The sequence below is a fragment of the Aeromonas sp. s4 genome, from assembly GCF_040907855.1.
In the GTDB taxonomy this organism is placed as follows: Bacteria; Pseudomonadota; Gammaproteobacteria; order Enterobacterales; family Aeromonadaceae; genus Aeromonas; species Aeromonas caviae.
Window position 1 is genome coordinate 1 of sequence record NZ_JBFOCP010000005.1, and the last position, 15789, is coordinate 15789.

Annotated in this window: 8 protein-coding genes; 1 reads left to right on the forward strand and 7 read right to left on the reverse strand. The window is 58.5% G+C overall.

Annotated features, from left to right (window positions below; genetic code table 11):
- The 7 genes from AB5Y89_RS01680 to AB5Y89_RS01710 form a co-directional block, all read right to left on the reverse strand.
- On the reverse strand, positions 1-1427 hold a 1427-nt coding region (locus tag AB5Y89_RS01680; protein WP_368222769.1), incomplete at its 3' end, for a retention module-containing protein.
- 267 nt (positions 1428-1694) lie between these two features.
- Positions 1695-3620, reverse strand: a complete 1926-nt coding sequence (locus AB5Y89_RS01685) for an EAL domain-containing protein (RefSeq protein ID WP_368222770.1) — start codon at positions 3618-3620, stop codon at positions 1695-1697.
- Positions 3621-3623: 3 nt separating this feature from the next.
- Complete coding sequence (locus tag AB5Y89_RS01690; protein ID WP_368222771.1) at positions 3624-4382, reverse strand: transglutaminase-like cysteine peptidase; 759 nt, start codon at positions 4380-4382, stop codon at positions 3624-3626.
- A gap of 99 nt (positions 4383-4481) precedes the next feature.
- The gene (locus AB5Y89_RS01695; protein ID WP_368222772.1) at positions 4482-5813 is read right to left on the reverse strand and encodes a TolC family outer membrane protein; all 1332 of its coding nucleotides are present in this window, start codon (positions 5811-5813) and stop codon (positions 4482-4484) included.
- 35 nt (positions 5814-5848) lie between these two features.
- Entirely contained in the window at positions 5849-7264 is a 1416-nt protein-coding gene (locus tag AB5Y89_RS01700) for an HlyD family type I secretion periplasmic adaptor subunit (RefSeq protein WP_010675165.1), read from the reverse strand.
- Positions 7257-9401 carry a type I secretion system permease/ATPase gene (locus AB5Y89_RS01705; protein WP_039040368.1) on the reverse strand — a complete coding sequence of 715 codons (2145 nt, stop codon included), beginning with the start codon at positions 9399-9401 and terminating at the stop codon, positions 7257-7259. Before AB5Y89_RS01705 ends, AB5Y89_RS01700 begins: the two co-directional genes overlap by 8 nt.
- Before the next feature lie 370 nt (positions 9402-9771).
- Complete coding sequence (locus AB5Y89_RS01710) at positions 9772-10716, reverse strand: TIGR01212 family radical SAM protein (RefSeq protein WP_316287337.1); 945 nt, start codon at positions 10714-10716, stop codon at positions 9772-9774.
- Between the two features lie 613 nt (positions 10717-11329).
- Here AB5Y89_RS01710 and gltB point away from each other — a divergent pair.
- Complete coding sequence (gltB, locus tag AB5Y89_RS01715) at positions 11330-15787, forward strand: glutamate synthase large subunit (RefSeq protein WP_368222773.1); 4458 nt, start codon at positions 11330-11332, stop codon at positions 15785-15787.
- The last annotated feature ends 2 nt before the right edge of the window (positions 15788-15789 follow it).

Here is a 15789-nt window from a genome sequence, read left to right on the forward strand (position 1 = left end):
TAGGTCCCGCTCAGGGTGCCCGCGGTCACTGCCGCGCCATCCGCCCCTTGCACGTCGTTGGTGATGACGTTGCCATTGAGGACCAGGTTGTTCTCACTCGCCGCCGTCAGGTTGACGTCGCTCACCGCCGTCGGCACGTCATCCAGCACCACGACATCCAGCCCTGCACTGGTCGTGTCGCCATCGAAGTCCATCAACACAACGTTGAAGCTCTCCGTCAGAGCCCCATCATTTGCAGGTTTGTTATGTGTTTCGTTATCGTTCAGGGTGTAGCTGTAGGTCACGCTGCCAACCCCTGTCACCGGGTTGTAGCTGACGCCGGTCACCAGCAGTTGATTTCCCAAAGGACTGGGGATCCCCTGGGGGAAGGTGGTCAAGACCTGGCCATTGCTGATCAGCGTCACACCTCCCAGCGTCAGGCTTTGTACTCCATCTGCCGCATTGAATGTAAAGGTACTGCTCTTGGTCAAGGCGGCGCCATCGGGGGCTGAGCCATCCGGCAATGCGGCTTCATCAAGGACAAGCTCACCACCCTCGACCTGCAATCCATTCAGCGAGACAGGCTCATCTACAGGGGTGATGGTGATGGTCAGAGTGGAGTCGTTGGTATCATCTCCATCCGTTACGGTGTAATTGACCGCAGGTACAGGGCCTGTGTAGTTCAGCGCGGGGGTAAAGGTATAGGAGCCGTCCGCATTGATGATCAGCGTACCAATCCCATCCAGCGTGCTCTCAACGCCGGCAGCAATTCCCTGATTGCTGCCCCAGCTATAGGAAATGACAGACGTATCAAGGGGACCATCCGGATTGTTGCTGTTGTCGAGCACATTGCCACTGATGGCTTGATCTTCCTGGGTGACAGCAGACTCATCCTGATCATCGAGCTGATTCTCGGGCAGAAGATCGTCTTCCTGCAGCACATTCTGATCGATCAACGTGTCATAGCCGGTATCGAAACCGGCCTCAGCTATGGTCGCATCTCCGATGCGATCTATGACAACAAAACCACCATTGCCACTGGCCCCAGCGACCCCGCCGATACCGCCACCACCACCGGCGGCAGGTGCCCCACCGGCAGCAGAAGCTTCGAAGTTCTTGGTCGGGTCAACCCCTTGCAGGATGGATTGTTGCAACGCCGCAATTTCTGGCGACACTTCAGGCGAGCCTTGCTGATGATTGGCAACCGATGAGGAAGATTGCCCCTCTGGAGGCATCTCTGTCCCTGCCGGGACACCATTGCCCTCTGCAGGTTTGTCATCGTAGGGCGCCAGCATCAATTTGGCATCATCAGCGATATTGAGTCTGGCGCCAGGCTGCAGTATCTCGCCAGGCTGGAGAGGACGACTGCTGCCATCGGCAAGCAGGATCTGAACGTTGCCTTCTACGGAAGAGACGACCACGGTTTTGTCGATGATTTGGGTGCGCATATCCATTGCTCCAGGGTGACAGATCTTGATGCCTACACTCTAGATACGCCCCCGTCCTGCTTCCGTTGCAAAAATGTACAGGGTTGAGTCTCTTTGACTTCATCCGATGCAGCGAATCGAACGAATATTTTTTACATATAAAAATCAAATAAGTAACAGCGCGAGTTTTAGTGATATTACCTATATGTCGCGTAAAAATGATGTACATATTCTAAACAGATATAAAAAAGGGCCCTTAATGGGCCCCTTTCTATCGAGTTGTACCGCTTATGCCAGTGGAAATGCTGGGTGAACGAACCCCTGATAACCATCGATATGCAAACTGGACAACAATTCAACCTGCCGTTGATCTTCCACCCGGGTGGCGATGGTCGTGACACCCGCGTTGTGGGCAGCCCGACAGACAGCCGCCAGGAAGGAGGTATCGGCGCCTGGTTCCATGACCTGGCTGGTATACCCGTGGTCCACCTTGACATAAGCGGGGGTCAGCTCTTCCAGATAGCCGAGGGACTGGAAGTGCCGGCCATAGTGATCGACCCCCCACAAGAAGCCGTGCTCTCGCAACAGCTCAACCAGATGAGTCACATACTCTTTGTGTTTCATGATGGCCGCTTCCGGGATCTCGAACAGCAGTCGCTCCTTCAGCTCCACGTTCAGCGACAGATAGCCTCTGAGCCATGTCAGGAACTCATCCGAACAGAGAGAACCCGCCGTGATATTGACTGCCAACACCAATTCCGGTTGCTGATTGAACAAGGGGACGCAGGCTTCCAGCACCGCCTTGTCAAACTCGGCCCCCATCTTGAACTGCTCGATCGCAGGCAAGAACTGCCCTGCGAAGTAATCCGTTCCATCTCGCGAGATGGCCGCGAACAACTCGGCATGCAGGCGGGTACCATCATCGAAGCGGCATGCAGGCTGTGCCTTGAAGCGCCAGAGATGTCTGGCAATGGCATCCTGCACCAGGTCTCGCCAGGCAAGGCGTCCCATCAGTCCCTGCTCATTGCCGCCTTCCATCACGACGGCACCGCGCCGCTCATTGCGCGCTTTGCCAAGGGCGTTATCCGCCTTCGTCAGCAGGGCCGAGAGATCGTCATTGCCATCACGGCCGGCGATGCCGACGACGGACAGCGCACCGCTTTCTCCCATGGGATTGACAACCAGATCGGCGATACGGCTGTTGATGAGCTCCGCCAGCTCCTTGAGCTGAGACAGATCATCGGTGGGGCAGAGCAAGGCATACTCCGTCGCCGAGATCCGGGCCAGTGCCGCGCCATCCCAGCCATCCAGCAGTTCCCTGAGCACCTGTGCAATGGACTTGACCATGTTGTCCCTTGCAGCAAAGCCCTCTTCCCGATAGAGATCGTCCAGCATGTCGACGGCCACCAGCATGACCCCGCCCTGCCCGGCCTCCGCAATCCAGGCATTAACCTGCCCGACGAAGTAAGAGCGGTTGCCAAGCCCGGAGACGGCATCTACATAGACGCGGGCTCGCAGATTCTCGGCTTCGTCAGCCTGCTCTTTGAACTGCACGGCAAGCTTGCTGGAAAGGGTATTGATGGCCTGTACCACTTGCCGCAGCTCGCGGGTCTTGGGCTCGGGAATGGCGTGGCCGAAATGGTGCAGCTCGATTTCAACCGCCTGATCGCAAATCAGCTTGAGCGGTTTGAGCAGATAATTGAGCGCCCGCATCAGCAAGAGAGTGGTGACGAGAAAGCCGACCAGGAACCAGGTGGCCAGTTCGCTCATTCCTTTCCAAAGCTCGTAGTAGGCTTGTCCAGGGTGGCCGACGACCTTCAGCTTGCCCAGTTGCAGCCAACCCGACGTCAAAATCGATTCATTGGCCACTTCAGGGAACAGATCCAGCCCAATGAACCACTGTGGGACCCCTTCGATATGGCTGCTGTTCTCCAGCTCGATGACATCCTTGGAGGCCAGCAGATCGAGACGGACCAGCTTGTAGTAACCCCCGTCGAACACCGCCTTGATCACGGATTCGGCACTGACCTTGTCGCCGTTCTCCAGATAGGGGGTCAGCGCCAGACCCAGTGCGGTGGACGTATTGATGACGGTGGTCTCCTGCTGCTGCGCCAGGTAGTTGCGGGTCGAATTGAATTGCACCCAATAGGTGGCGGCAAACAGCAATCCGAACAGCAGCAGCATGGTTGCCAATAGTTGTCTGTAGAGCGTCATAGGTTAATCATCCAAATTGACCGCAGGCCGAGCCAATCGCCCCGATGTCATGCGATTGCGTAAGTCTGTCCATAATCCCAAGCGGGATGATTGCCCGGCCAGTTCCCCTTGACCACGCGCCTTCATCAGCCACAAGTGACTACCGTTAAAACTGTAAATTGGCAACAAATCCGCCCGTTGGGTCGCCGGGCGAATTGATCCGACAAGATTGTCCAGAATCAGGGGTACTGCCGCAGGCGTCTCATAGTAGGCAACGACCATATGAAACTGGTTATAATCCAATGCCTTGACATATACCATTCGCATTTTTTCATCAGGGATGCCAAGTTCCAGCAAGGTAAAATACTTGGAAATGCTGAAGTCTTCACAATCTCCTCCTGCTGCGCCCAGAAATTCCAGCGGTGTCGCCCAATAATCCTTCTTGTGCCACAACTTGATGTCATCGATGAAACGCATCTGGTTGAAGAACTGGTTCACCTTCTCCAGCTTCTGCCGATCCGTCAGCCCCGCCGCCTTGCTCTGCATTGCCAAAGTGCGCCAGCTGGTGACCCGTTTGCCGGCCCTGGGGCCATAGGTCTCCTCCGCGCGCTTGACCAGTTTCATATCCTCCGGTGAGAGAGGCTGGCTGGCGCTGAGCAGCAGGGGGATCGCCAGCAGGGCCAGCCACAGCAGGCGAACCCGCCAGGGCGCACGTGCACCTGCGACAGCTCGATACCCATCACGTCGGCTCCAGCCTGTCGATGCCACTTCTTTCTGTGTCATGACGCCGCCATCATCCCCTGACCGCCGGACGCATAAAAGAATGACTGCAGCACGCTGCAGCCATTCCCCTTACCTGATATGACATCAGTGGCAGGGCCATCAGTTGTTGTTGGCCTGCCATTCAGCCGGTTGCTGCACATTCAGAGCATTGAGCAGACCACCGGTGGCATTGAGGATACGATAATCCGCCAACAGGGAGTCGTACTCGGCAGTGATGTAGCTGCGGCGAGCCTCGAACAGTTCGTTCTCCGTGTTCAGCACGTCCAGCAAGGTCCGTTGGCCCAGGCCGAATTGCTTCTTGTACGCCTGTACGGTGTCATAGCTGGCGTCCACGTGCTCTTTGAGGAAGACTTTTTGCTTGGCCAGCGACTCTTTGGCGTTCCAGGCGAGGCGGGTCCCCTCTTCCACCTGACGGAAGGCATTCATGTGAATGTCTTTGGCCTGGGAATAGAGCGCAGAGGTTGCCTTGCTTTCTGCCAGATCGGACCCACCGCGGAACAGGTTGTAACGCATCCGGACCATGGCGGTGAGATCGTCGTTACGGCCTTTGACCGCATCGATGTCCTCGTTCCAGTTCTGATCCACTTCAAAGGCTACGTTCGGGTAGAACCCTGACTTGGAGCCTTCATGCTGGTACTTCGCCTCTTCGATGTCCTGCAGGGATGACAGCAGGGTCGGGTGAACCTCTGTTGCCGTCTTCAGCGCATCTTCCAGTGTTGCTGGCAGGAGCTGGGTGTTCGGTACTGGCTGAACGAGATCCTTGGGCACTTCATTGACGACACGGATGAACTCACTCTCGGCATCCCGATAGTTGTTCTCCGCCGCCGCCTGATTGGAGTAAGCCCGAGCCACACGACCGTCGATCTGGGTCTGGTCAGCGGTCGACCCAAGACCGGAGTCGGTCCGTTTTTGGATGTCACTGCGGATCTGCTCGTGGGTTTCAAGGTTCTGCTTGGACAGCTCCAGGATCTCCTGCTGACGCAGCATGTTGAGATAGACCTCGGCCACGCGCAGGGCCGTGTTTTCCGCCTCGGAGATCATCGCCAGGCGCTGGGCCTGGGCGGCGGCATCGGTCCGTGCCACGTTGCTGCTGACATCAAAGCCGTCAAACAGCATCTGGCGAAGGCTGATCCCGGCCTCCTTGCGCGTCATGGAGTCATCGATCGTCTGTGAATTGGGACCTGCGGCACGGGTCGAGGGACTGTCAGTCTTCTCGTAACCGACGCCACCACGCAGATCAATGGTGGGGTAATAGCCGCCCTTGGCTCCATCATGCTGATACAGTCGTGCCTGATAGAGATCAAAAGCTTCCTTGATTTTCGGATGGGTAGCCAGTGACTGCGCCACTGACTGTTCCAGCGTCTGTGCCTGGTTCAGGCCCGGGAACAGTATGGTGCCACTAACCAGCATGGCAACAATCGTCTTCTTCATGGTATCTCCAGTCATGTTGTTTTTAGATTGTTGGCTTATCGTTCTCTCAGTGCCGACTGCTTAGCCCTCAAGATGGGTTTCAGCAAGTAGTCTAGGACACTTTTTTTACCAGTAATAATATCTGCACTGGCTAACATACCGGGGATGATGGGAAGTGCGTTAAGCTCATCGCCCAGATAACTCTTCTCGGTTCGTACTCGCACCAGATAGAAGGAATTGCCCTCCTCATCCTGGATTGAGTCGGCACTTATCTGTTCAACCTTGCCATGTAAACCTCCATAAATAGTGAAATCATAGGCAGTTATCTTGACCACGGCCTCCAGCCCGGGTCTGAGGAACGCGATGTCCTTTGGCGACACCTTGGCTTCAACCAGCAGGGTGTCTTCCAGCGGCACTATCTCCATCAGGTCCATGCCCGGCTGAACGACCCCACCCAGCGTATTAATCTTGAGCTTTTTGATGGTCCCCTTGAGAGGCGCGATCACACTGGTACGATCGACTCTGTCCCTGAGGCCGACCTGACCCTCCGACAACTGGCTCAACTTGCCTTGACGTTCGTTTAGCTCGGTCTGGGAGTCCGCCCGGAATTTCAGGGCGATATCATTTCGCTTCGAGATGGTCTCCCGCAGTACCGAGTTGAGCTTGGGCACCAGCAGGCGGTTCGCTTCCAGCTCCCCTTGCATTTCGTTGACCTGCCGCTCCAGTTTAATTAGCTCCACTTGAGGAACTATACCCTCTTTTGCGAGAGGACGGCTGATGTTCAGCTCCTGACGAGCCAGATCAACGCTGCGGCCCACGGTCCGGATCTTGGCATTGAGCTCTATGGTCTCCTGCTCTTTCTGCTCGATCTGCTGTCCCAGGATGTAAAGCTGGTTCTTGAGGTTGTTTAACCGCGCCTCCTGCACCGATCTTTCACGGGCGGCATATTCGGCAAATACATTCTCGTACCCTTCGGGGAACTCGATGGCCTGTTTGTCGATGGCTACCTGTTCACGCCAGCCCAGATTGGGCTCGTTCTTGACCACCACGCTGCGAATTTCGGCGCGCAGGCGGGCAATATCCCCCTTGAGGGTGACCAGCTCCTGCTCCCGTTCGCGAAAATCCGACTTGAAGCGGGTATCGTCGATGCGCAGCAGTGGCTGTCCCTTCTCGACGATGTCCCCCTCCTTGACGAAGATCTCCTTGACGATCCCCCCTTCCAGGTTCTGGATCACCTGCAACTGGCGCGACGGTATCACCTTGCCCTGGCCGACTGTCACTTCATCCAGCTCTGCCCAGGCTGCCCAGACGATGGCGCTGACAAAAAACAGGAAGCAGGCCCACAGCAGGACTCTGGCACGGGTGGGTGTCGTCAGCAGCACGGCGGCGGCGCCGTCATCCACGTACTCGAGATGCTCGGGTGCAGGCAAGACCGTATCTGAGGGCGTTTTCTTGAACCAGTGGTTAGCCATTCGCCGTCTCCTGCACCCGCACCTTGCCTTCCTTCAATTGCTGCAACACCACCTCTTTGGGACCGTCCGCCACTATCTTCCCCTGCTCCACGACGATGACCCGGGAAGCGACATCCAGCATGGAGGTCTTGTGGGTGATGAGGATAAGGGTGGTTTCGGGGCCGAGCCGCGCCAGCTCCTGCTTCACGTGCATCTCTGACTGGTTGTCCATGTTGGAGGTCGGCTCGTCCATCACCAGAATGGGGGGATCGTTGAGCAAGGCGCGAGCCAGCAGGATGGACTGGCGCTGGCCACCGGAGAGCTGACGTCCCCCTTCGCCAATCTGTCTGTCGAGACCGTTGGGATCCCGGTTGGTAAAGTTGGTGACCCCAGCCCGCTTGGCGGCGCGCAAGACACGGGCATCGTCCACCAGGGGATTGCCCAGCATGATGTTGTCCCGCACGGAACCAAAGAAGAGGGTCACATCTTGCGGCACGCAGCCGATGTTGCGGCGAATGATGGTCGGCGGCAGTTGGTCCAGCTCAAAGCCATCCAGACGCACCAGGCCGTCAGTCGGGCGATAGAGGCCCATCAGCAATTTCTCCAGCGTGGTTTTACCCGCACCGATGCGTCCAATGATGGCCACCTTCTCACCCGGCTCGATGCGCAGGTTGATGTTGTGCAGGGTACTGCTCTCCATGCCCGGATACTTGAAGGAGACATTTTCAAACTCGATGCGCCCCTGGATGACCGGATGGTGGATGTACTGCCTGCCCTCCTCCTGCTCACCCGGCGTCATCATGATCTTCTCCAGGATCTCGAGTGCCGACTTGGCCTGGTTGTAGCGGGTGGAGAGTACCGAGAGCTGCACCATGGGGGCGATGGCCCGGCTCGACAGCATCACGGCCGCTATCATGCCCCCCATGGTCACCAACCCTTCCGAGATCTGGTAAACACCGACGATCACCAGTCCCACTGTCACCACCTGCTGGATGTAGCTCGCCAGAGAAGACATGGAGTTGGTGATGCGCCGGGTTTGCACGCCCCAGGTCGAGATGTGGGACACCGCCTGCTCCCAGCGGTGCTGGAACATGCTCTCGGCCCCGAAAATCTTCACGGTCTCAAGGCCCGAGATGCTTTCGATCAGATTGGCGTTCTTCTGGGAGGCGAGCCGGGAGCCCTCCTCGATGGATTGCTTCAGCGGTGCCTGAATGTAGAAGCTGTAGGCCACCAGGATCAGGATGGCGATGATGGGCACCACCACCATGACACCGGCGAAAATCCAGATGATGAAGAGGAAGAAGATGGCAAACGGCAGATCGATCAGGGTGGAGACGGTGGCCGACGTGAAAAACTCGCGCACCGATTCAAACTCCTGCAAGTGCTTGGCAAAGGCACCGGTCGACGCAGGCCTGGACTCCATCTTCATGCCCATCACCTTGGCAAAGATTTTGGCCGACAACAGCACGTCGGATTTCTTGCCTGCAATATCGATGAAGTAGCTGCGCAGCTGGCGCATCACGAAGTCGAAGGTGAACACCACCATGGCTCCAACCGCCAGCACCCAGAGGGAGTCGAATGCCAGGTTGGGCACAATCTTGTCATAGACGTTCATGGTGAACAGGGGGCTGGCGATGGCAAACAGGTTGATGAGGATCGAAGCCACCAGCACATCCCGATAGATACCACGGGACTCGAACAAGGTGCTCCAGAACCAGTGACCATCACGGGTCTCCAGCACTTTGGGCGAGCGCTCATCAAACTTGAACTGCCGCTTGACGTAGAACAGACGACCATTGTACTCGTCACCCAGCTGGGCAAGACTGACCCATTGGGCCGCGTCTCCGGCCTGGGGAAAGATGACCCTCGCCTGGGTCCGTTCTTCATTCCATTCAAGCAAGATGCAGGCGCCGCCATTGCGCGTCTGCAAGACGCAGGGCAGCAGCAGGGAGGAGATCTGTTCAAGGGGCTGGATCACTTCGCGGGCAGAGAGACCGCCCCGCTCGGCGGCACGACTGAAGAGCGCCGTGCTGAGACGCCCGGAGACCAGTGGCAAGCCGGTGGTGAGAGCATCCTGACTGTTGGGCACCCCGTAAAAGCGGGTCAAAAAGACCAGGCACTCCAACAGTTCATCTATATGGCTGGTTTCTGCTTGCATAGCATCCCATCAAACATGATTCAGAAGGTTGTCTCGGGGCCGAATATCCAAAGCCCGGCGGCGATCCGGAAAAACAGAACAGACCTCGCCACCCAGACCCACAACCCGATTAGCGAACAGAGCCGGGACACTGCATGTCTCGCCTCCCTCACAGATTTTCATGCCGGAAACGGAGGGGGCATGCCGGGCACCTGATGTTGCCAAGAAATATGCCACCCGGTTCGAAGAGACACCGCCCGGTATACAAACTGCAAAGAGTTATTGATAACTATATCTTTTTTCAAGCCGACCATCTTATCAAGGTGACTTGAACGAAACTATACTCCAAAGACTGAATTTCATCTAATAACCCACTGTTTTTTTGATGAAATTAGAGTTGGCACTCGCCCGTGGAAGGGAGTGAAAAAGGGCGTCCCAGGCAGTGCCCCTGAGGGCCTGAGCGTGCCAGCTCCGCGGCAATGGCGGTCATGGCGCTCCAGCGATTCTCGCACCAGGCGGGAGCCAGCAGGGTCGGGCGGCGCGCCGACGCCGAGACCCTGTGATAGACCACCTCGGGCGGCGTGTACTGGATCATGGCGACCGCCGCCGCCACATACTGCTCCATCGTCAACACATCCAGCCGTCCCGCCTGCCACGCCTTGCCAAGAGTGCTCCCCTCCACCACATGCAGTGGGTGCAGTTTTATCCCCTCAACGCCGGTCTCCACGACACGATGGAGGGTTTCCAAGCTGTCCATCGGCACCTCGCCGGGCAGGCCGACGATGAGATGGGCACACACCTTGATGCCTCGCAGATGGGCTCGGGCAACGGCATCGGCATAAGCGGCATAGCCGTGACCCCGATTGATGCGTTGCAACGTCTTGTCGTTGGCACTTTGCAGCCCGAGCTCCAGCCACACCTCGTAACCTCTGGCCTGATAACCTGCCAGCAGATCCAGCACCGCATCGGGTACACAATCAGGGCGAGTTCCGACGCAGAGCCCCACCATGTCGCTCACCGACAAGGCTTCTTCATACATGCGCTGAAGGTACTCCACTTCGGCATAAGTACTGGTATAGGCCTGAAAGTAGGCCAGATAGCGCCTGGCCCGGGTCACCTCGTCCCGGCGTGCCAGCAGTTGCTGCACCACGGAGAGTTGCTGGGCCGACTCGTCGGCAAAGGAGGAGACATTGCAGAAAGTGCAGCCACCCCGGCCCAGGGTGCCGTCCCGGTTGGGGCAGGTAAAGGCCCCGTGAATGGAGAGTTTGTGGATCTTCTGGCCGTGGCGCTGCTTGAGATCCTGGCCAAATGTATTGATGAGTTCGTGTAACTGCATGACACCTCCGAAATGAGGTGTCATTCTAGCGACGCAGCCCGGCGGGCAGGCTGCGCTGGATCAATCCCGCTCTCTACCCAAAAATCATATAAATATTCACGTTAGATGCGATAAATACCCAACAGTCGGCATTCACGGTCACTTTTGACAACCTGTCACTCCTGCCACCTGGAGAAAAGTGTCATAACCTCTCGCCCATAACCGGCTGTAACTACTGAAAAAATCCTGTTTAGTCTGCTTATGGACAAATGCAAGCCGCAGGATCCTGAAATGTGATCCCCGCCAAGCACACCAGAGATGACTTTGTAAAATTACTACAGTTTCCCGCCACCATGCAGTCAACCACCAAACCGTCCATAACCAGAATATAAATCCAACAAATAAACAAAAAGCAGTTATAAATACACAAAAATGCTGATTGAGTCTCAAAAACCCACATTTTGTTATGGCGATGTAACATTGCAAACAAGCGGGATGTCCAATTGACCTTGCCCGAAAATCCCATTAGTTTGGAGATTCGCCACCTCAGGCGGACGGAACCACAAGAGCCAATCGCAATTTATGCAGTCTGTTGATGACAGTGCGATGGAAGGCCGAGCAAGGGAGAAATGCAATGTCACTATATGATCCAAAGCTGGAGAGGGATAACTGTGGCTTCGGCCTGTTGGCCCACATGGAAGGGGAAGCCAGCCACAAGCTTGTCCGTCTCGCGATGTCAGCCTTGGCTCGCATGCAGCACCGCGGCGGTATCTCCGCCGATGGCAAGACCGGCGACGGCTGCGGCCTGTTGCTGCAAAAACCCGACAGCTTCTTTAGAGCGGTCGCCGAAGAGAAGGGATGGCACCTGGGCCGCAACTACGCGGTCGGTATGCTGTTTCTCAACCCCGATCCCATCCTGGCCCAGGCCACTCGCGACATCATCGACGAGGAGCTGGAAAGAGAGACCCTGAGTCTGGTCGGCTGGCGCAAGGTGCCTATCGATACCAACGTACTCGGTTCCATCGCCAAGGCGTCCCTGCCCAGTATTGAACAGGTCTTTGTCAACGCGCCCCCGGGCTGGGTCGACAAGGATCTCGAGCGCCGCCTCTATATCGTGCGCCGCCGCATCGAGAAGCGCATCAGCGACGACTACTTTTATGTGGTCAGCCTCTCCAACCTGGTCACCGTCTACAAGGGACTGTGCATGCCGGTGGATTTGCCGCGCTTCTATCTGGATCTGGCCGACATCCGCATGCAGGCCGCCATCTGCGTGTTCCACCAGCGTTTCTCCACCAACACCAGCCCGCGCTGGCCGCTGGCGCAGCCGTTCCGCTACCTCGCCCACAACGGCGAGATCAACACCATTGCCGGCAACCGCCAGTGGGCCAAGGCGCGCAGCTACAAGTTCGCCACCCCGCTGATCCCGGATCTGCAAGAGGCCGCCCCCTTCGTCAACACCACGGGATCGGACTCCTCCAGCCTCGACAACATGCTGGATCTCTTCCTGGCCGGCGGCATGGACCTGTTCCGTGCCATGCGCCTGCTGATCCCGCCTGCGTGGCAGAAGCACCCGAACATGGATGACGATCTGCGCGCCTTCTACGACTTCAACTCCATGCACATGGAGCCCTGGGACGGCCCGGCCGGCATCGTCATGACCGACGGTCGCTACGCCACCTGCGCACTCGACAGAAACGGTCTGCGTCCGGCACGTTACGTCATCACCAAGGACAAGTTCATCACGCTGGCCTCCGAAGTGGGCACCTGGGACTACACCCCGGACGAAGTGCTGGAGAAGGGCCGTGTCGGCCCGGGGGAGCTGTTCGTGGTCGATACCAGCAACGGCAAGATCTGGACCAGCTTCGAAATTGATGACGATCTCAAGAGCCGTCACACCTACAAGCAGTGGATGGACAAGCACTGCAAGCGCTTGGTGCCCTTCGAGCAGATGGACGATGCCAGCACGGGATCGCGGGAATTCCCGGATGACCGGCTCAAGACTTACCAGAAGCTGTTCGGCTACTCCTTTGAAGAGCTGGATCAGGTGATCCGCGTACTCGGCGAGAATGGCCAGGAGGCGGTGGGCTCCATGGGGGATGACACCCCGATGGCGGTGCTCTCCTCCAGCCAGCGAACCCTGTACGACTACTTCCGCCAGATGTTCGCCCAGGTGACCAACCCGCCCATCGATCCCCTGCGGGAAAATCACGTCATGTCCCTGGCCACCTGTATCGGCCGCGAACAGAACGTGTTCAACGAGACCTTCGGCCACGCCCACCGGGTGCTGTTCCAGTCGCCGATCCTGCTCTACTCCGACTTCCATCAATTGCTGGCCCTGGAGGGGGAGCACTACCGCCATGCGGTGCTGAGCCTCAACTACCTGCCCGAAGAGGGGCTGCAAGCCGCCCTCGAGCGCCTCTGCCACGAGGCAGCTGAAGCGGCCCGCAGCGGCGCCGTACTGCTGGTACTGTCAGACCGGGACATCAGCCCGGATACCCTGCCCATCCCGGCCGCCATGGCGGTGGGTGCGGTGCAGCGTACCCTGGTGGACAACAACCTGCGCTGCGACGCCAATATCCTGGTGGAGACCGCGAGCGTGCGCGACCCGCACCACTTCGCCGTGCTGCTGGGCTTTGGCGCCACCGCCATCTACCCCTATCTCGCCTACGAGACCCTCGCCAAGCAGGTAGAAGAGGGCGTGCTCAAGATGAGCCTGCGCCAGGCCATGCTCAACTACCGCAATGGCATCAACAAGGGCCTCTACAAGGTGATGTCCAAGATGGGCATCAGCACGGTGGCAAGCTACCGCTGCTCCCAGCTGTTTGAGGCGGTGGGCCTCTCCAAGGCTGTTGTCGAACTCTGCTTCCGCGGCGTATCGAGCCGCATCCAGGGTGCCGGCTTTGCCGACATCCAGCAGGATCAGATCAATCTGTCCCGTCTGGCCTGGCTCGGCCGCAAGCCGCTGACCCAGGGCGGCCTCCTGAAATTCGTCCACGGTGGCGAGTACCACACCTACAACCCGGACGTGGTGCAGACCCTGCAAGTGGCGGTGCGCTCCGGCAACTACGCCGATTACAAGGAGTATGCCCGTCTGGTGAACGAGCGCCCGGTGGCGACCCTGCGGGATCTGCTGTCGCTCAAACAGGGCACCACCCCGGTTGCGCTGGATCAGGTGGAGCCAGCCGCCAGGCTGTTCCCCCGCTTCGACTCCGCGGCCATGTCCATCGGCGCCCTCGGCCCTGAAGCCCACGAGGCCCTGGCCATCGCCATGAACCGCCTCGGCGGTCAGAGCAACTCCGGCGAAGGCGGTGAAGATCCCAAGCGTTTTGGTACCGAGAAGAACTCTCGCATCAAACAGGTGGCTTCCGGTCGCTTTGGCGTCACCCCTCACTACCTGATGAACGCGGACGTGGTGCAGATCAAGGTCGCCCAGGGTGCCAAGCCCGGCGAAGGGGGCCAGCTGCCCGGTGACAAGGTCACCGCGCAAATCGCCCAGCTGCGCTACTCCGTGCCCGGCGTGACCCTGATCTCCCCGCCGCCGCACCACGACATCTACTCCATCGAGGATCTGGCCCAGCTCATCTTCGACATCAAGCAGATCAACCCGAACTGCCTGGTGTCGGTGAAACTGGTGTCCGAACCTGGCGTCGGCACCATCGCCTGTGGCGTGGCCAAGGCTTATGCGGACTTCATCACCGTCTCCGGCTACGACGGCGGCACCGGCGCAAGCCCGCTCACCTCGGTTAAATACGCCGGCTCTCCCTGGGAGCTGGGCCTGGCCGAAACCCAGCAGGCGCTGGTGGCAAACGGCCTGCGCCACAAGGTGCGTCTGCAGGTGGATGGCGGTCTCAAGACCGGTCTCGACATCATCAAGGCGGCCATCCTCGGCGCCGAGAGCTTCGGTTTCGGTACCGGCCCCATGGTGGCACTCGGTTGCAAATACCTGCGTATCTGCCACCTGAACAACTGCGCCACCGGCGTCGCCACCCAGGATGAGAAGCTTCGCCGCGAACACTTCACCGGCCTGCCGGAAATGGTGATGAACTACTTCAAGTTCATCGCCGAGGAGACGCGCGAGCTGATGGCCGAGCTTGGCGTCACCCAGCTCACCGACCTCATCGGTCGTACCGACCTGCTGGAAGCCCTACCCGGCCTCACCGCCCGTCAGGCCAAGCTGGACTTGTCCGGTATCCTGGCGGCCCCGGTTGCACCGGCAGGCTCCAGTCTGTTCAGCCAGCAGCACAACCCCACCTTCGACAAGGGGCCCTTGAACCTCAAGATGGTGGAAGACCTGCTGGACGCGGTGGAAAACATGAGTGGCGGCGAGTTCCGCTACGACATCCGCAACACCGACCGCTCCGTGGGTGCGCGTCTGTCCGGCGAAATCGTCAAACGCCACGGCAACCAGGGCATGGCGGCCGATCCGGTCAAGGTGCACTTCAACGGCACCGCAGGCCAGAGCTTCGGCGTCTGGAATGCCGGTGGCCTTGAGATGATCCTCACCGGGGATGCCAACGACTACGTGGGCAAGGGGATGACCGGCGGCAAGCTGGTGATCAAACCCCACGTCGGCGTGGCGTTCAAATCCCACGAGGCGGCCATCATCGGCAACACCTGCCTCTATGGCGCCACCGGCGGCAAGCTCTATGCCGCAGGGACCGCCGGCGAGCGGTTCGCGGTGCGCAACTCAGGGGCCTTGGCGGTGGTCGAGGGGATTGGCGACAACGGCTGTGAATACATGACAGGCGGCATCGTCACCGTGCTCGGCAAGACCGGTGTCAACTTCGCGGCGGGCATGACAGGCGGTTTTGCCTACGTGCTCGACGAGTGCGGCAACTTTGCCAAGCGCACCAACCCCGAGCTGGTCGAACTGCTGGAGGTGGCGGATCTGGCCATCCACCAGGAGCACCTGCGCGGTATCATCACGGCGCACCTCAACGAGACAGGCAGCTCGCGTGCCGAGGAGATCCTGGCCAACTTTGACTCCTATGTGCCCAAGTTCAGGCTGATCAAACCCAAGTCCAGCGACGTCAAATCGCTGCTTGGCCACACCAGCCGTTCCAGTGCAGAACTCAGAATCCAGGCGCAATAAGG

Coding starts and splice junctions, on each gene's coding strand:
- AB5Y89_RS01710 (WP_316287337.1), bottom strand. CDS start 10,716: ATGCAGTTACACGAACTCATCAATACATTTGGCCAGGATCTCAAGCAG.
- AB5Y89_RS01695 (WP_368222772.1), bottom strand. CDS start 5,813: ATGAAGAAGACGATTGTTGCCATGCTGGTTAGTGGCACCATACTGTTC.
- AB5Y89_RS01705 (WP_039040368.1), bottom strand. CDS start 9,401: ATGCAAGCAGAAACCAGCCATATAGATGAACTGTTGGAGTGCCTGGTC.
- AB5Y89_RS01685 (WP_368222770.1), bottom strand. CDS start 3,620: ATGACGCTCTACAGACAACTATTGGCAACCATGCTGCTGCTGTTCGGA.
- AB5Y89_RS01700 (WP_010675165.1), bottom strand. CDS start 7,264: ATGGCTAACCACTGGTTCAAGAAAACGCCCTCAGATACGGTCTTGCCT.
- AB5Y89_RS01690 (WP_368222771.1), bottom strand. CDS start 4,382: ATGACACAGAAAGAAGTGGCATCGACAGGCTGGAGCCGACGTGATGGG.
- gltB (WP_368222773.1), top strand. CDS start 11,330: ATGTCACTATATGATCCAAAGCTGGAGAGGGATAACTGTGGCTTCGGC.